The sequence below is a fragment of the Bacillus sp. Root920 genome (assembly GCF_001429445.1).
In the GTDB taxonomy this organism is placed as follows: Bacteria; Bacillota; Bacilli; order Bacillales; family Bacillaceae; genus Bacillus; species Bacillus safensis.
In genome coordinates, this window is the sequence record NZ_LMJV01000007.1 from 272,818 (window position 1) to 290,391 (window position 17,574).

General features: G+C 42.8%; 19 protein-coding genes and 1 other annotated feature. Of the genes, 8 read left to right on the top strand and 11 right to left on the bottom strand.

Annotated elements, in window-relative coordinates; all coding sequences use genetic code 11:
- Positions 1-42: 42 nt before the first annotated feature.
- Positions 43-969 (top strand): alpha/beta hydrolase, encoded by a 927-nt coding sequence (locus ASE42_RS12690; protein WP_056767231.1) that lies wholly within the window; start codon positions 43-45, stop codon positions 967-969.
- Between the two features lie 26 nt (positions 970-995).
- Here ASE42_RS12690 and ASE42_RS12695 read toward each other — a convergent pair whose 3' ends face one another.
- The 6 genes from ASE42_RS12695 to ASE42_RS12715 form a co-directional block, all read right to left on the bottom strand.
- Positions 996-2,258, bottom strand: coding sequence for a tetratricopeptide repeat protein (locus ASE42_RS12695; protein ID WP_024428051.1), 1,263 nt, complete (start codon positions 2,256-2,258; stop codon positions 996-998).
- A gap of 128 nt (positions 2,259-2,386) precedes the next feature.
- On the bottom strand, positions 2,387-2,533 hold the full coding sequence (locus ASE42_RS18935; RefSeq protein ID WP_155762198.1) for a hypothetical protein: 147 nt from the start codon (positions 2,531-2,533) through the stop codon (positions 2,387-2,389).
- Between the two features lie 27 nt (positions 2,534-2,560).
- Entirely contained in the window at positions 2,561-2,800 is a 240-nt protein-coding gene (locus ASE42_RS12700) for a YqkC family protein (protein ID WP_024422884.1), read from the bottom strand.
- A 12-nt stretch (positions 2,801-2,812) separates the two neighbouring features.
- Positions 2,813-3,139, bottom strand: a complete 327-nt coding sequence (locus ASE42_RS12705) for an iron-sulfur cluster biosynthesis family protein (RefSeq protein ID WP_025093021.1) — start codon at positions 3,137-3,139, stop codon at positions 2,813-2,815.
- A 79-nt stretch (positions 3,140-3,218) separates the two neighbouring features.
- Positions 3,219-4,193 (bottom strand): GNAT family N-acetyltransferase, encoded by a 975-nt coding sequence (locus ASE42_RS12710; RefSeq protein ID WP_056767236.1) that lies wholly within the window; start codon positions 4,191-4,193, stop codon positions 3,219-3,221.
- Entirely contained in the window at positions 4,190-4,669 is a 480-nt protein-coding gene (locus tag ASE42_RS12715; protein WP_024428048.1) for a GNAT family N-acetyltransferase, read from the bottom strand. The genes ASE42_RS12710 and ASE42_RS12715 overlap by 4 nt, the downstream gene beginning before the upstream one ends.
- Positions 4,670-4,941: 272 nt before the next feature.
- On the opposite strand from ASE42_RS12715, the gene ASE42_RS12720 reads away from it, so the two are divergent.
- From ASE42_RS12720 to ASE42_RS12735, 4 genes are all read left to right on the top strand, one after another.
- A complete protein-coding gene (locus ASE42_RS12720) occupies positions 4,942-5,391 on the top strand; it encodes a YfmQ family protein (protein ID WP_024422888.1) in 450 nt (149 codons plus the stop codon).
- Between the two features lie 152 nt (positions 5,392-5,543).
- The gene (locus ASE42_RS12725) at positions 5,544-6,776 is read left to right on the top strand and encodes a DNA polymerase IV (protein WP_041109696.1); all 1,233 of its coding nucleotides are present in this window, start codon (positions 5,544-5,546) and stop codon (positions 6,774-6,776) included.
- Positions 6,777-6,791: 15 nt separating this feature from the next.
- Entirely contained in the window at positions 6,792-7,136 is a 345-nt protein-coding gene (locus ASE42_RS12730; RefSeq protein WP_024428046.1) for a YolD-like family protein, read from the top strand.
- Between the two features lie 199 nt (positions 7,137-7,335).
- Entirely contained in the window at positions 7,336-8,571 is a 1,236-nt protein-coding gene (locus ASE42_RS12735) for an MDR family MFS transporter (protein WP_024428045.1), read from the top strand.
- Between the two features lie 33 nt (positions 8,572-8,604).
- Here ASE42_RS12735 and coaA read toward each other — a convergent pair whose 3' ends face one another.
- Positions 8,605-9,564, bottom strand: a complete 960-nt coding sequence (gene coaA / locus ASE42_RS12740; protein ID WP_024428044.1) for a type I pantothenate kinase — start codon at positions 9,562-9,564, stop codon at positions 8,605-8,607.
- 189 nt (positions 9,565-9,753) lie between these two features.
- Here coaA and ASE42_RS12745 point away from each other — a divergent pair, with 189 nt between their 5' ends.
- Positions 9,754-11,082 (top strand): CoA-disulfide reductase, encoded by a 1,329-nt coding sequence (locus ASE42_RS12745; protein WP_056767240.1) that lies wholly within the window; start codon positions 9,754-9,756, stop codon positions 11,080-11,082.
- A 63-nt stretch (positions 11,083-11,145) separates the two neighbouring features.
- Here the strand turns inward: ASE42_RS12745 and ASE42_RS12750 are convergent, their stop codons facing one another.
- Positions 11,146-11,922: an SDR family NAD(P)-dependent oxidoreductase gene (locus ASE42_RS12750; protein ID WP_056767243.1), complete on the bottom strand. Its 777-nt coding sequence runs from the start codon at positions 11,920-11,922 to the stop codon at positions 11,146-11,148.
- Between the two features lie 12 nt (positions 11,923-11,934).
- The gene (locus ASE42_RS12755) at positions 11,935-12,885 is read right to left on the bottom strand and encodes an MBL fold metallo-hydrolase (protein WP_056767246.1); all 951 of its coding nucleotides are present in this window, start codon (positions 12,883-12,885) and stop codon (positions 11,935-11,937) included.
- Between the two features lie 169 nt (positions 12,886-13,054).
- Positions 13,055-13,266, top strand: a binding site (T-box leader).
- Between the two features lie 41 nt (positions 13,267-13,307).
- On the opposite strand from ASE42_RS12755, the gene proC reads away from it, so the two are divergent.
- Positions 13,308-14,135: a pyrroline-5-carboxylate reductase gene (proC, locus tag ASE42_RS12760; protein WP_024428040.1), complete on the top strand. Its 828-nt coding sequence runs from the start codon at positions 13,308-13,310 to the stop codon at positions 14,133-14,135.
- Positions 14,136-14,170: 35 nt separating this feature from the next.
- On the opposite strand, the gene ASE42_RS12765 is transcribed toward proC, so the two are convergent.
- Both ASE42_RS12765 and ASE42_RS12770 read right to left on the bottom strand, forming a co-directional pair.
- Complete coding sequence (locus ASE42_RS12765; protein WP_056767249.1) at positions 14,171-14,650, bottom strand: DinB family protein; 480 nt, start codon at positions 14,648-14,650, stop codon at positions 14,171-14,173.
- A 107-nt stretch (positions 14,651-14,757) separates the two neighbouring features.
- A complete protein-coding gene (locus ASE42_RS12770) occupies positions 14,758-16,371 on the bottom strand; it encodes a M20/M25/M40 family metallo-hydrolase (RefSeq protein WP_056767253.1) in 1,614 nt (537 codons plus the stop codon).
- 140 nt (positions 16,372-16,511) lie between these two features.
- On the opposite strand from ASE42_RS12770, the gene namA reads away from it, so the two are divergent.
- Positions 16,512-17,528, top strand: a complete 1,017-nt coding sequence (gene namA / locus ASE42_RS12775; protein ID WP_082580757.1) for an NADPH dehydrogenase NamA — start codon at positions 16,512-16,514, stop codon at positions 17,526-17,528.
- The last annotated feature ends 46 nt before the right edge of the window (positions 17,529-17,574 follow it).

Consider the following 17,574-nt stretch of genomic DNA (forward strand, 5'->3'; position numbering starts at 1 on the left):
TGATCGTCATAGAAAAAACTCCGGAAAGGAAGAATCGGCTAGATGAAGAAATGGATCGCTATATTTGCCTTCATATTATGTCCACTCGCTGCAATCGGCATTTTTTTCACCAATAAAATGATGTATATTCGAAAATTAACGGATGAAGAGCTCATCAAACGAGAATCAGATGGAGGCCATTATCATCATGAGGAATTTCAACAGCTTAAAAAAGAGAAAGTGTGTATTCCTTCAGCATTTGGTTATGATCTCCATGGCTATTTTGTGCCGTATCCACATACAACACGCACAATCGTCCTTTGCCACGGTGTTACAGTCAGTTTGATTAACTCCGTTAAGTATATGAAATTATTCCAAAAGCTCGGATGGAATGTGATGCTTTATGATCATAGGAGACATGGAATGAGCGGCGGGAAAACCACAAGTTATGGATATTATGAAAAAGAAGATCTAGCAAAGATCGTAAAGTGGCTCAGACAAAAACTCGGAGAAAGTGCCATCATTGGGATACACGGAGAATCAATGGGTGCAGTCACGACCTTGTTATATGCTGCAAAGCCGGAAGCAAACGCCAATTTTTACATAGCAGACTGCCCTTTTGCTTCTTTTGAGGACCAGCTTCTTTATCGATTAAAAACAGATTTTCGCCTTTCAGGAGAGTGGATTCTTCCACTAAGTGATCAAGTGTTAAAATGGCGGGATGGATACCGCATCCGGCAAGTTTCCCCTCTTGATGTGATTGATCAGGTGAAAGAACCTGTACTTTTTATTCATAGCCGCCATGACGACTATATCCCCTGTGAGCAAAGTCAGCAGTTATATGCACGAAAAAAGGGTGACAAACAGTTATTTATTGCGCCACACGGTGCGCATGCAATGTCTTTTAGCGAAAATAAGGAAGCTTATGAGCAAGAAATTCAAGCATTTCTTCAAAAATTTGAATTGAATGAAAATAAAAGAGGAGAATGAACAGCAGTTCGTCCCCTCTTTTTGAGCTAACTTATACGATAGTCACCACTGTTGTATGGTGTCTGCCCGCAAGCTCCATATGGCTCTCTTCCGATTGCTGCTGACTCATGACCGATAATCCTGCAGTTGCTGCCAATAAAAGAACTATCAAACTCGTTTTCATATAAATGACCCCCATTTTGGATTTTTGATATGGCTTGAATTTTCCTTTCGTAAAACCGGGTAGATACTTCAAACAGTCCAAGCTCATTGTAATAATGAGCCGCATCAAGTGCCAATTCCTCAATATCTGGGTATAAGCGCTTGTCCTCGAGCAGGTCTAATGTATCGTCTATGATTGTTATGTCTGCATCAACGTATAATGCTTTTAAGAACTGAAATTTACAGATGTAAATTTCATCTTCTAATTCACAGGCCTTCATAATACCTTGTTGATAGAGGGTTAACGACTCTTCTATTTGTTTTTGTTTAAACAGGATTTGTGTCAGCATAAATAGTGGGTCTAGAGAGCGATTAAGATGGGTTAAATTCTCCTTTTCAAACACTTCAATAGAGTCTTTCAGATAACGGCTTGCTTCCGCAAGATCGTTCATTTGATAATAACAGTTACCTAAGTTGAAAAGGGCCGAACCTATGACTCGAGGGTTTCCAATTGAGCGTGCTCGCTTTAGAGCATTTTTAAAGTAGGGCAATGCATGTTCATAGCATTTCAAATCATCATAGTTTGCACCAATGACAAATTCACAGTGGATGATTCTCAGCGTATACGTTCTGTAGGCAGAATACGTATCTAACGCTTGCAAGGCATAGTGCATCGAAAAGTGGGTTTGTTTCATGTGGTAGTAAATTTCTGCTAATTTAAAGTAAAATTCTGCTCTTTCTATATCATCTGATATGAGATTGAGCTTTTTTTCTGCTGAGCGGTAATAAGCAATGGCACTTAAATAGTTTCTCTGTTCAAATTCAAACATTCCTGTGAAAAAATGAACATAGTATTCAAGCATATCCGTTAATTTCGTTTGTGAATGTTCAATCGTTTCTAGCAAATTCTTAATCTCTTCATCATTCGAGGCTTTCTTTGCCGGTTCAAAATATTCAAGCATCACCTTGTGGCGAAAATCCATCAGCTGGTAAAACAATAACAAGTTTTGATCCTGCTCCATCTCCAGGATTTCCTGCTCGATCTCCGCCTTCAGTTTCTCTGCTTTCATCACATGAAAACCGCAAATCTGCCTATACCATTCGTTTATTTTGATTCCAACCTGAGGCGATGACAGCTTGAGCTTCAATTCACTTTAGCACCTCCCTTCTCATATACGATACATGTTGTATTCTATCACATTTCCTCGAATGGAAGAAATATGAAATGTCATTTTTCGCAAAGTTTTCGGTATCCCGCAATTAACGCTACAAATGCCTATTTTTCGGCATTTACAGCCATTATTTTTTTATTTCCAGCTTGCTCATTTTGTCGAATTGTTTGTTGAAAAACGGCTTTTTCCGTTCCCAAAAGATCATTTTCCGGATTAGACAGCCATGCGGTTTGATGAGATGATGAACGCACGAAAAAAACCCTTCCGAAAAAGGGCTTTTATAATACATCTGTTACTTGGTCCATATTCTCTTTGATCCAATTGACAGCTAATTCGAGCGTTGGAAATTCTTCTGTTTCAAATGTGACTTCATCTTGAAGAAGCCAAACATCCTTTTTCACCGAATCCATTCCACCTATTGACCAGTGCAAAAGGCTATAGGGATGATTGTTATTTAAAAACGACACCCATGTTTTATTTTGTGCCGTATTTTGTATCACTTTTAGCTTTTGATCCACTACATTTCCACCTTACTTTACAAGTATACCCATTCTCGGGCTGAGTATTTGTTGAGGACTTTTCAACATGAGTGTGTTGGCTTTTTCGTTAAAATCAATCGTCATTTCCTCGTCAAAAAAGACCTTTTGTGCTGTGTGTATGTACAGCTTAAAGAGCTGATTATGCTTGAGTTCTTCCCATTCGCCTGTTCTTTCACCTGTGAGCCAAATCATTGGGACACCGCTTACCGCACAGCCGCACCCATCTGAATCATATCGAAGGAGCAGTTCTTTTGATTCATGCCCTGCTTGTTGTTTTGTAAGGAACGCTGCTGCTGGTTCTGTTATATGAATATACATGCCGAACATCCTTTTTTCGTTGATTGTTACATTGTAACATATCAGTCATCAATTAAACATGTTCACGCCCTGTTAGCTCTTATGTCTGATCATTTGTCTTTAACTGGTCTGACCAATTGTACGCTTCTTGTTCAATTTCTTTAATGAGCTCATCTTTTCCTTTGATATAACTTGCCATATCTTCAGGATAGGCTTTTGCCAATTGACGCTTTTTATCTGCATAGGCTTTGGCACGATCAGGTGCAGCTTTTAAATAATCTCGGAACACCAAATGCCTTTTTATATCATCATGTCCGGCTTCATAGGCGTGAACGTGATGTGTTCGGTTCAAGCCGCCTTTTCTAAAAAAACGTCTTCCCTTGAGTCCATTTTCTCCGAGCGGTTCATATCCAAGCTGGCGAAACAGGGGGTTACACTCATCTAAGGTGCTGATATGCTTCACCTCTAGCAAGATATCAATAATTGGCTTAGCCGCCATTCCTATGACTGACGTACTGCCAATATGGTGGCCATATACCCAGTTGTCGCCAACTATCTTTTTCAGCTTGTCATGCTCATCTTGAAATTGTTTTGGCCAGCTCGATTGGTATTCAATCACTTCCACCTTTCGAAGCATCAAACGTTCCATCTTTGTTAACATCAGCTTGTTTTCCACCTGCAAACGGGCCTTCTGTTTAAACCCTAGTTTTTCATAAAGCTTGATTGCTGGTGTATTTGCCTCTGCTGTTGTGAGCTCGACTGTTTTTTGATACTGGATAATGGATTGCAGGAGCGCTGTCCCGATTCCTTGATTGACATGTTGTGGGTGCACAGCTAACCGGCTGAGGATGATCCGATCATCATGCAGTTCATATGAAGCGATTCCTAACAAATGCCCCTCTTTTTCAAAGCCTATGAAAATCTCATCTGTTTCTATTATGTCTTGAATTGTTTCTTTTAAGGGCGGTAAATCTTGATAGCCAATTTGTTCTGCCTCCCGCTGATATGCAGCCAATTGGATATGTAACAGCTCTTTCGCTTGTTCTTCATTTTTTTGATCCAGTCTGATGATCATGCTTTCGCCTCCAGCTTTTTCACAAATAGCACCCGGTCTTCATGAATGCCGTCGTAATCTGAAAAAACTGAAATACCATCCACTGTTTTATCTCCCTTTTCTATCTGAAAACCGAGCTTTGTATGGTAAGCAATCGAGACTTTATTGACAGGAGCTGTAATAGCCTTAATCGTTGTTCTTCCTTCCTTTTCAGCCGCTTCATAAAACGCTTGATAGAGAATTTTGCCAATCTTCAATTTCCGGTGGTCTGGATGTACCCCAACAAAGTGAATATACGCTTCATCTGAATGCGATTGCGATAAAAAACCGACTAGAAAGCCGATCAGTTCACCTTTTTCAACAACGACAAAACTTGTTTGCTGAAAATGTTCGAAAAATAGCTTTGGCAATTTCGCGCGTAAATCTCTGCCTCCCCACCAGCTTTGAATGACGGATGTGACCGCATAAAAATCTGACGGCTTTACTTGACGTATCATGATGGCCTCGCCCCTTTTTATTTTTAGCTGTACCGTTTCACAAAAATCAACTGTTTCAATAGTCTACCTGTCTGATCAATTGTTTGTAAAGGTGATGTATCAGCCTTTTTTCCCTTCAGCTTTGTTGGTTCTTCGTTCTTTCGCTGTCATCTCCTTTAAAATCTTCACACTTATTTCAAAAAGTTCACTTTTTGTGCGAAAGTTTTATTCTTTTGTTATGTTAAGATGGATCATATAGGAAATGGAACAAACGTTTATTGGAGATGATGATATTGGTTTGGATTGTTACTTCACTTGTTGTGTTTAGTCTTTTAAAGCTGCTTGTCACTTCGCTGCCTTCGGGTGTTGTTGAACGCCTTTTTAGTCGTTATGCGGTGCATGCAAAAGTAACAAGTGATCAAACAACGATGACGTTTCAAGGACGTCCACTCGATGATCAGCAAACATCCGAAATTATTCAACATTTTAATGATGCGATCTTTATTGAACGCTATTATATTTATCCTGGTGACGAAGAGCGTTTTCTTCATCCGCAGGAAGGGCCGGCGCCGCTTACCATGCAAACAAAGCTTGGCAAGCATGATGTAACCCTTTATCTGTATCATTACGATGACCACGTGGATGTGGTGCGGCAGTTTACCCATAAGCCTAAGAAAAAACTAACGGCCTATCGTTTGCGTTCTGAGCCGCTCCAAACATCCAACAACTTGGCACATGCTTAAAACGACTCATTTTCCCCAGATGAGACGAAGTGGAGACACTTCGTCTTTTTTGTATGGATTTACACTCTTCTCTTTGAATGATTTACCAGTATCAATTTCACCTTCGGGCGGTTAAAATGTATACAGAACATACGTTCTAAGAGGTGAAAATCATGAATGAACGAGCCATTCTGCTTGTGGATATGCAGTCGTTTTATGCGTCAGTCGAAAAAGTGGAGGCTCCCCATTTGAAGGATGTGCCGCTCATCGTCTCAGGAGATCCCGAGCGACGGAGCGGGGTCGTACTTGCGGCCTGCCCGCTCGCTAAAAAACGGGGCGTACAAAATGCATCAAGATTATGGGAAGCACAGGAGAAATGCCCTGAAGCCGTCGTCGTACGTCCACGTATGCAGCGCTACCTTGATGTCTCTGTCATGATGACAGAACTGCTTGAACAATACACGGATCTTGTCGAACCCTATTCAATTGATGAACAGTTTCTCGATATTACGGGAAGTGTGACACTACTCGGTTCGCCCCGCGAGATCGCTCAAAATATACAAACGACCATTATGAACCAGACAGGCATTTACGCACGTGTTGGCATTGGTCCTAATAAAGTGCTCGCTAAAATGGCCTGTGATCATTTTGCTAAAAAAAACAAATCTGGCATCTATGAACTTCGTGCAGACCGGGTTGCGGATGATTTATGGCCGCTTCCGATTGGAAAATTATTTGGTGTCGGCAAACGGATGGAGCATCATTTAAAACGAATGGGCATCAGTACCATCGGGACACTTGCTGCTTATCCGTTAGACCGGCTAAAAAAACGCTGGGGAATCAACGGGGAGCTTCTGCAGCGAACAGCTTTAGGACACGATCCCTCCCCGGTCACTCTTCACACACATGATCAGCAAAAAGCGGTTGGGCATCATATGACCCTTCCCCATGATTATGCGTCTTTTGAGGACATCAAAGTCGCCATTCTTGAATTGAGTGAAGAAGTGGCAAGACGTGCGCGCTTTAAGCATTATGTTGGACAAACGGTGGCTGTTGGCATAAGAGGCGCTGATTTTTCTCATCCGACTGGATTTCATAGACAAATCAAGCTCCATTCACCCACACAGTACGGGAGAGATATTGCAGACGCAGCCATTCAGCTATGCCAGCAGCACTGGGACGGCGAGCCCATTCGCAGTGTAGGCATTACTCTCTCGCAGCTGCAGCCTGACAGCCACTATCAGCTGAGTTTATTTGATCACCATTTCAAAAAAGACAGACTCAGCAAAGTATTTGATGCGATCCATATGAAGTATGGACCTGCTGCACTCTTGCACGCCTCGTCACTAACAAGCGCAGGGCAGGCGTATCACCGCGCCGAAAAAATTGGTGGACATTACAAATAACGGAGGCGAACAGCCATGAATCCCAATAAATTAACACCTGGATACAACATCATGTGGGAATCAAGCCGAATGATGCTCCCAGAGCACCGTGAACAGCTGCTTGCTCAAAAACGAAAGAAAAAAGAATACACACCTCCTCCGCTGAGCACTGATCAGCTAGAGGAAATGAATTTTTTGATCACACAGTCGATTACAGAGGACCAAGCGATTTGCGTAACATATGCTGCAGCAGGTATGAAACAGCAGTTTTGGGGCTGGGTGAAAACCATTCATTATGAAACGCAGCGCATAAAAATCGTCAATGATGAAGATGTTCTCCACCTGTCCTTGCAGCAAATTGTCGCGATTGATCTTGATTAAATTGTCTTTAAATGACCATACGAATCAGAAGATCTAAAAGACTAGAAGCATCGGCAGAAAAAAACATGCTCTCCAAATTTGCGAGCTATTCGGGCCTCCTCTGCCATATGACGGATGTCTCCTCCATCAAATTGTGTATTTAATTTGCACAATTTTTCATGTATGATTGGAACATCTTAACACTCAGGGGAGAAACATCATGAAAAATAACTTACGTACTTTACATCCACTTAGTTGGACGATCATCATCGGCACCATATTCGGCCGAATGGCGACGTCCATGAGCATTCCTTTTTTGGCCGTTTATTTGACCCAAGTCAAAGGGGCTTCAGCTTCTTCAGCTGGGTTAATCATTGCCGTGAGCTCCCTTATTGGGATCGTGGCGAGTTTTTACGGCGGCTATGTTTCTGACCGAATCGGCAGGAAAAAGGTCATGCTTCTATCCATCTTCGGCTGGACACTTGTCTTTGTTGGCTTTGCGTTTGCAGATGCCATTTGGGTCTTCTTTCTCATGAACGCTTTAAATGGACTGTGCCGGGCACTGTTTGAACCGACGTCTAAGGCACTCTTATCTGATGTCACCCCATCAAGTATTCGGTTGTTTGTTTTTAATTTACGGTATACGGCCATTAATATCGGGGTGATCTTCGGCCCGCTGCTTGGCTTATATCTCGGGTCATCGAAAACAACGTTTCCATTTCTTGTCGCTGCCTTCATTTATTTGTTATATGGATTAACACTGGCCTGGCAATTTCAGAAGCATCCAGTTGCTGCTCCAGAAAGTACGAAACAAATCAGCGTCAAAAAAGCCCTTTCCATTATCCAAAAAGATACGGTCTTTAGTATCATCCTCATCGGCGTTACCTTATGTTCGTTCGGGTATTCGCATTTAAGCTCAACGCTGCCTCAATACTTATCAGCGTCACCTATGATTGAGGATGGTCCTAAACTGTTTGGATATCTTTTATCTTTAAATGCAGTGGTTGTCATTGTCGTACAATATCCGCTCATCATGATTGCGAAGCGCTACTCCACCATTTTGTCGCTGACCACCGGGAATATTCTTCTTGCCGGCAGTTTGTTTGCCATTGCTTTTTCACAAAGTCTCGGCATGCTTGCTTTCATCATTGTCGTGTTTACGATTGGGGAGGTTCTGCTGTTTGCGATGATGGATCTTTTTGTAGACAATATTGCAAAGCCTGAAGTGAAAGGATCGTACTTTGGGGCGATGGGATTTTCTCAGCTCGGCAGTGTCATCGGACCATTTGTCGGCGGACTGTGCATTGACTATTTTGGCGCAGCCCATCCCCTCTCCATTTTTACGGTCTTGTCAATGATCACCATCGCAGGCGTTCCATTCTTACTCATTGGATATTACCGTCTAAAAAAGCGATCGGCAGCAGCCATAGCTGTTAAAGTAAGTGGAGATCATTAAAAAAACCGCTCTCTCGTTTGAGCGGTTTTTTCTTTATACCCGGCGGATGGCGATCTCTTCCACCTTGTGCTGATCCCCTTTTTTCAAAATGAGATCAGCCCGATATTTTGTCGGTAAAATATTTTGATATAAATTAGGGCGGTTCACGGTATTCCAAATGGTGCTTGCCATTTGATCTGCCTCTTCATCCGTCAAATCTTTATATTGATGAAAGAAGGATTCAGGGTCTTGGAAGGCTGTTTCTCTTAACAAACGAAATCGTTCTTTATACCATGATTGAATTTGCGTTTCAGCGGCGTCTACATAAATCGAAAAATCAAAGAAATCGGATACAAACACACGCGGTTCATCCTTCAGATCATCCAGCGCTGGTGATTGGAGCACATTGATTCCTTCAATAATGACAATATCCGCATCCTCTACTGTTTCATACACCCCTTCAAGCCGGTCATAGGTCAGATGCGAATATACCGGGGCATGCACAGTTTGTTTACCTGATTTTAATTCATTCAAAAAAGACAGCAGGGCTTTGACATCATAGCTTTCCGGGAAGCCTTTCTTTTCCATCAGCCCTCGATCCTTTAATTCTTTTTGAGGATATAAAAAGCCATCTGTTGTCACAAGACTCACCTTCAGCCCATCTCCAAGCCTAGATAAAAGCGTTTCAATGATACGAGCCGTTGTGCTTTTCCCGACAGCTACACTTCCAGCAATCCCAATTAAAAAGGGAATTTTGGCATGATGCGGGTAGTTTAAAAAGGCATTCACATGCTGGTTTTTTTGTTTTTCTGCAAAGACATGTAATGTCAGAAAACGAATAAGCGGTATGTAAATATCTCGAACTTCTTCAAGCGATAAATAGTCATTTAACCCTTGCAGCGCTCTTGCTTCCTCTTCTGAAACAGATACCGGCATATATTCTCCAAGAGCTGCCCAGGCCTCTCTCGTATGGCGCGTGTATAGCGTATTAAAATCTAGTCGCGTGTCACTCAAAGTCTTTCCCACCAATCTTCACTAAACTCGTAACCCAAAAAGACGATAATCCGATTGTAGCTTAAAATGAAGGCGCTGTCTTTATTTTTCAACGAAAGTTTGCTTGTTTTGCGAAAAAAAAGCATTAAAAAAAGGAATATGAGGGTAAATAAGAGTATTCAGTACGATAGATAGAAGGGAGCACACTAAATGAAATATGTGATGATTGGCGGAGATGCAGCTGGAATGAGCTGCGCTATGCAAATATATAGAGAGGATCCAAATGCATACATTGTCGCTTTTGAAAAAGGAGAGATTTTCTCATATGGACAGTGCGGACTCCCCTACTTGATCGGCGGTCTCATTGATGATCACAGAAAGCTGATCGCACGCAGTGCTGAAACCTTTCGTGAGAAATATGGAATTGACGCCAGATGCTTACACGAAGTGACCTCCATTGACCCAGAGCAAAAAACAGTGTCGGGTCATCATACGAAAACAAAAGAACCCTTTACAGAATGCTACGACCGCCTCTTAATTGCGACAGGAGCAAGCCCTGTCACACTGGATTTAGACAGCCAGCCATTAGAAGGCGTACACGTATTAAAAACCATCCCGCATGCGCTGTCCATTTTAGACCATTTAAAAAAGGACATCACACATGTCACGATCATTGGCGGTGGATATATCGGCCTTGAAATGGCTGAAAATTTAAAAGCGCTCGGAAAAAACGTACATATCATTCAGCGGGGAGCAGCACTCGGCGCGGGCTTTGACTCCGATATGGCAAAATACCTTAAAGAAGAGGCTGACGCCAAGGGCATTCACGTATCGCTTGGAGAAACGGTACAGCAATTAGAAGGCAAGTCACATGTCACAGCTGTTATCACAGACAAACAAACCATTCAAACAGATATGGTCATCATGGCCATCGGTGTCACTCCGCAAACCTCCTTTTTACATAATACCGGAATCAAGCGTCTTCAAAATGGCGCTATTGCAGTCAATGAATACATGCAAACCAATATAAAAGACATTTATGCTGCCGGTGATTGCGCTGCAACCTATCACCGCATCAAAAAATCACTGGATTATATTCCGCTCGGCACAACTGCGAATAAACAAGGGAGAATCGCAGGCTTTCATATGACAGGGACAAACCGGGCGTTTCAAGGCGTGACTGGAACAGCCGTCATGAAATTTATGGACGTGACAGCGGGACGAACAGGCTTATCAGAAAAAGAAGCAAAAGAGGCGGACATTCCTTTCTCCGTCATCACCATTGATAGTACAGATCACGCGAAGTATTACCCAGAAGCGCAGAAAATGAAAGTGAAACTGATTTACAGAAGCGATGACCATACTTTGCTTGGTGCCCAAATCATCGGCAGAAACGGTGTAGATAAACGGATCGATATCGTGGCGGCTGCCCTTTACCAAGAGCTGACCATAACAGATCTTGAAGATTTAGATATTAGCTATGCACCGCCGTTTAACAGTGTATGGGACCCGCTTCAGCAAGCGGCAAGACGGATATAGAAAGTGTCACAATGAAGCCATACCTCAAAAAAAGAAACCAGTTCAAAACTGGTTTCTTTTTTATTATTTTTTCATCATCGCTTTTCGTGCTGCTTTTTCAAATAAAAATGGGAATAACTGATACAATTTGCTGCCAGCATTCATCCAGCCAGGCAGATTAATCTCTCTCTTTTTCGTCATCATGGCAGATACGACCTTCCCTGCCACCTTGTCCGCACTCAGCATCATAAAATCAACGTTCTTCACATATTCACCGCTGCGGTCAGCGATGGTAAAGAAGTCTGTGGCAATTGGTCCTGGGTTGACCGTCGTCAAGTGAATGCCTGAGTCTGCCAGCTCCATTCGGAGGCTGTTTGAAAACCCAAGAACGGCATGCTTTGATGCGGAATAAATCGCTGATTTGGGTGTCGCAATCTTTCCTGCCTGGGATGCGATATTGATAATATGTCCCTGCCCTCTTTGTTTCATCTCAGGGATGACCTTTTTCGTGCAGGCGATTAAGCCAAACACATTCACCTCAAACATCGACACCATTTCCTCTATGGAGGCATCTTCGACGAGATCGAATACGCCAAAGCCGGCATTGTTGACCAAAATATCGACCGGCCCCACTTCTTCATACGCGCGATCAATGTCCTCAAGCTGGCTGACATCTAGCTGAGCGATGTGACACACCCCGCCAGCACTCATAATTTTTTCTTTCACACTAGTAAGCTTTTCCACTCGTCTTGCTGAAATAATGACCTCTGCGCCTTCTTCTGCTGCCAAGCACGCCATTTTTTCACCAATGCCCCCAGATGCGCCAGTAATCCAAATCCTTTTTCCTGTCAATCGCCCCATGTGTCTCACTCCTTAGTTTGCTCTGTAATAGACGATTCCGTCTTTTTGCATTTCTTCAATTCGCCCAGCCTCTAAGAGCACATCCAGCTGCCCGACTGTCTCAGACATCGTTAAAAACAAGGCCTCTTCATACATCACAGGAAATAGCTTGCGGCAAAGATGAAAGGCCGTCATTTCTTTTTGTTTAAGCAGCTGATACATCGTATTTGCTCGTTTCTCTTGTTTTTTAAATCTTTCTTCAATCAATTCATGGTGGGACGTGATGAGCTGACCGTGTCCTGGATAAATCGTCTTGATTGGCAGACGCAATAACCGATTGAGTGATGCTTTATATTGAAGCAGTGATTTTTGACGTTCCTCGCCCTTATACGGTGCTTCCATTAACGGATTTGAAGAAATGGTCGTCAAAAGCAGGTCGCCGCCAATAAAATTCCCCGTTCTTTCATCTAAAAAAGAAAGATGAGATTGTGCGTGTCCGGGTGTTTCCATCACAAAGAAGTGTTCATGCCCGCTTAAACGATCACCTTCTTTTATGATCTCATCTACATGTGAAGTACAAGAATATGTATAAGATTGCTTCACCATTTTTTCACACTCATTTTGCCGAAGCGGGACACCTAACTGCTGAAAAAAAGGAATCATAAAGTCCACTTGGCGCTGCTTAAACACTGGATCCTGACTAATATACGGCTCATTTAGCTGGTGTCCGATTACACGGACATGAGGTTTCATCAGATTTAACAGACCGACATGATCTGCATGATGATGGGTCAGCACCACCTGATCAATATCGTCTATCGATAAACGATGTTCCTTTAATTGCGTGACAAAAGCATGCTCTGCCTCTTCTGTCATCGGCCCGCAATCAACTAAGGTTACGGCCTCTCCTTTTAATACATATGCATACACATCCCCAACAGCAAACGGCGTGGGGATGGATAATTGAATGATGTCTTCTTTCACTTTTATACGTCATCTCCTGCTTTTTGACTCATGATTGTGGGTACTTAAGCCTTCTTACTTCATTGTATCTTGCAAAAGGCAGACTGTCATGCGGTTTAGACGGGCAATTTTTTTAACTGCCCCTATTGACATAAACTTGTCCATCGTTGCATAATGAACAACAAATATATGATGCGCGATGACAAGGATTAGTAAGCAAAATAATGATGCAAGAGAGTGAGGTCCGCCGGCTGAAAGACTTCACCATCCTCTTATTTGCTGAACCTGCCCTTTGAGCTGTTAGGCAAACCTAAACGTTTCCCGCGTTAAGGGACTAGAGCTGAGTATGCATGTTTGCATGCTAATTGAGGGTGGTACCGCGAAAAACCTTTCGTCCTTTTCAGGCGAGAGGTTTTTTTATTTTCTACAAGGAGGAGCAGCTTATGAGTAAAATTGGATTTATCGGTGCAGGCTCAATGGCAGAGTCTATGATCAAAGGTTTATTAAAAAGCGGCATGATGTCGAATGAAGATATCATTGTGACAAACAAAACGAATGAAAAACGATTAGAGGAATTACAGGCGCGTTATGGGGTCAAAACGGATTTCGCTCGGTCCTTTATTTATGAAGAAGCGGATATTCTCGTTTTTGCCTTAAAACCGAAGGATGCAGAAAGCGGAATTTCTGAAGTCCGTCCTCATTTACATGGACAGCTGATCATTTCTATTTTAGCGGGTATTTCTATTGAAACGATTCAACACTATGCTGGCGGAAAGAGTGCAGTCGTTCGTGCGATGCCAAATACATCAGCGGCGATTCAGCAGTCAGCAACTGGTATTGCCGTAAGTCATGAAGTGACAGAGGAGCAAAAGAAAAAGGCCGTCGAGCTGTTTGAAACGATCGGGCATGTCACAGTATTAGATGAATCGCAGCTAAATGCTGTGACAGCCATCGCAGGCAGCGGCCCTGCCTTCATTTATCATTTGATTGAAGGAATGGAGCGAGGTGCCTCAGAACTTGGAATGGACCAAGCAACTGCGAAATTACTCATTTGCCAAATGATTGCGGGCGCCGCTAATATGCTTCAAGACAGCGGAAAAGAGCCGGCCGAACTGCGCAAAGAAATCACAAGTGAAGGCGGAACAACAGAAGCCGGCCTGAACACACTGGCTGCCTATCAATTTGAAGAGGCCGTTGTCGATTGTGTCAAAACAGCCACTAAACGCGCAGCAGAATTAAACGAAATGTTTTCAGCAAGTACGTATAAATGAAATTGAAAAGCACCTGTTTTGATGACAGGTGCTTTTCACTGCCTCATTGACATGATGGCTTTGATTTGATCCAGATGATGTTGTTCATGTAAAGCGATGGTTTCAGCTAATACTTGGACGGTCATCACTCCTTCTTCCGGATGCAGACCGGATTGTTCCCATATATCTTTTTCTAATAGCCGAAGCGTGTTGTTTCTTCTCTCTTTCATCCGTTTGATCAATGCTTTGATCTCCTCTGCGTTATACCATTCATACGCTCTTTCTTTCACATACCTTTCAGGATCATATGATTGAAAGGGCGTGTGATGATCTGATATCGCCTGTTCTATCCGCTCTGACCAGACTTCTTCTGTGTCATACAAATGCCCGGTGAGCTGCTTGATTGACCATTTCTCCTCCCCTAAAGATCGATCCAGTGTATAATCATCACAAGCCTCCACTAGCTTCTCTAGTTCACTCATACTTTCCTGAAGCGATGTGATGATGTCTGTTTTTGTTAATTTCCCAGTTTCCATTTAATTTTCTTACCCCCCTTCAAATAAATATAAGTCTTCTTTAATATCATTTTCTATTTATTAAATAGAAGCCCTATCATCAAGATAGAGCTCTTCATTACATCTACTTATTTTTTCTCTAATAAAGCATGAATCGTTGATTCTAGCAATTCTGGCAAAATGCCAAAAGAGAACGGGACGTGCAGCCGCTCTGTCCATTTGTGCGGGTCCTTTCCTAGTGGACCTACGTTGATGACTGGAACGTAAAGGGCTTCCTTTTCTCCTTGCGGTAAAGAATAGCCTTTTTGGTAAAGCGGCATATTGGTTGTATAATGACCTACTTCCTGCTTCTCGAGCTGTAAGTAACTTAAATCAGACAATCCCGGGAAATATTTCACTTCCTCTACTTCAAGTCCATATACCTCTTTTGCCTCTTTTTGAATCTTCTTGAATGTCTTCTGAATATGCGGATCTTCTGTTGAGGACACAGAAGGGTAAAATGGCGGACTATAAAATAGAACAATCAGCGGGCCTTCTTCCTTACATAGCGTCGTCAGCTCCGAGACAATTTTCGTTGAAAAATCTCGATCTCCAAGTTCACCTCGGTTGGCGAATGCATAGTTGACAATGCGCTCGACTTCCTGTTCACCAGAGCGTTCTGCGGCTTTTTGATACAGCTCGTGATACGTAAGAACCGTCACCTGAGTGTCAATTGGAGTAAAGTGTTTAAAGCGCTGAAAGTCCGCTGTTTTTTGCTGAAGATTGGCCTCGATTTGGTCTGCTGCTTGTTTCGCAGTTTCATAGAGAAGTCCGTGCAGTTCTTCACTTGAACGTTTCATCATGAGCACATTAAATAAAGATACGGCTGTGTGAGGTGTTTGAACGGAATAGGCTTCTTTCAAGTCCTTTTGCATTAAGTTCGTTGGAGGCGGCGTTACTTCACCATCTACTTCCTCACAATAATCACTATTGAGCTCTAACAGCCGGTTTAGTTCAGATACCATAAAATTCGCATTTAATCCTGAGAAAGGCTCTCCTACATGTGTTTCAATCCCTTTACAGAAAAATCCGGCTAATACCTTTCCTATACTGCCTGTATACATATAATGATGTTCATCCCCTGGATACTTTTCAAACATCGGCTCACTGTTTAAACACGCGGTATAGTCAAGATCATGTTTTTCTCTAAGCTCTTTTAATTTCGGCACAGCCTCAAGCATTCCTTGTGAATTCACTTCTTCATCAGGAACTGTGACGAGCAGGACATTTCCATCAAATGTTCCTGTCATCGCTCTTTCCAGCATAGAAAGCTGCACGGTGAGACCTGCTTTCATATCCATGGCCCCTCTTCCAAACAGCCAGTCGCCTGAAGCAAGGTCCTCTCTTGCCCTCTTTGGAAGAAGCTCACTTTTTTGCGAAAAGGAAGCCATTAACTCTTCAGGCTTGCATGCCATGTTTTGAAATTCGCCGTAATCTTCTGTATCGACTACATCAAAGTGACTAAGAAGCAGCACGGTACGCCGCAGCGTACTGCGCTTCACAAGTGCCGTTAAATAATACCGGCCATCTTTCATCGGATGCAAAGCCAAATGATCAGGGTTCTGCTCAAAATAAGGCCGCTCCCTTAGCAAATAATATAAATATTCCGCTAACGCGACTTCTCCTGTTGTACCTGATATGCTTTCATACTGCATAAGAGCTGTCAGGAGCTCCCTTAGTTCACTCTCTGTTTGCCATTTCATCCGTTCTCCCCCTTTGATGTCTCTATCTCTCCATTATACAAAAACGTGTATAAAAGCTATATTCTTTGAGCACCTTTTATGACGAAAGTTTGAATGGCTGTTATAATCGGCTATACAATTCCATGAGGAGGCGAAGGTATTTGGAAACAAAACTCTTTTCACCTTGGACATTAAAAGGTGTTACACTGAAAAACCGCATCGTGATGTCCCCGATGTGTATGTATTCATCCTATGACCGTGATGGGAAATTACAGCCTTTCCACTTCACACATTATATTTCCCGTGCACAAGGTCAGGCTGGTCTCATCATGGTGGAAGCAAGTGCTGTATCTCCTGAGGGAAGAATTAGTGATCAAGACCTCGGTATTTGGAGCGATGAGCACATCGAAGGATTCGCTTCATTAAACGAACAAATCAAAGCGTACGGAACGAAGACAGCCATCCAGCTAGCCCATGCAGGACGTAAGGCTGAACTTGATGGAGACATTCTTGCACCATCAAGCATCCCATTTGATGAAACATCTAAAACCCCTGTCGAGATGTCTGTTGATCAAATCAAAGATACCGTTCAGGCGTTTCAGGATGCAGCTGTACGGGCAAAAAAAGCGGGTTTTGACATCATTGAAATTCATGGTGCACATGGCTATTTAATCAATGAATTTCTTTCACCGCTGGCGAATCACCGAACAGACGACTATGGCGGTTCACCAGAGAACCGTTATCGTTTCTTAAGAGAAGTCGTAGACGCAGTCAACGCCGTATGGGACGGACCTTTATTTGTCCGTGTGTCAGCTTCTGATTACACGACAAAAGGACTTGATATTGCAGATTATATTGGGATTGCCACTTGGCTCAAAGAGCAAGGTGTCGACTTAATTGATGTCAGCTCAGGTGCTGTCGTGCAGGCGAAAATCAACACATTCCCCGGCTACCAAGTAACATTCGCAGAGAAAATAAAAGAAAGTGCCGGCATTCAAACAGCAGCTGTCGGTCTGATTACATCTGGTGTACAGGCAGAGGAGATTTTACAAAATCAGCGTGCGGATTTGATCTTTATTGGCAGAGAATTTTTACGGGATCCATACTTCCCGAAAACAGCTGCTCAAGAGCTCCGTACATCCATCGAAAGCCCGCGTCAATATGATCGCGCTTGGTAAAAGCTCTTAGGAAAAAAGGTGTCTATTTTTCGAAATAGGCATCTTT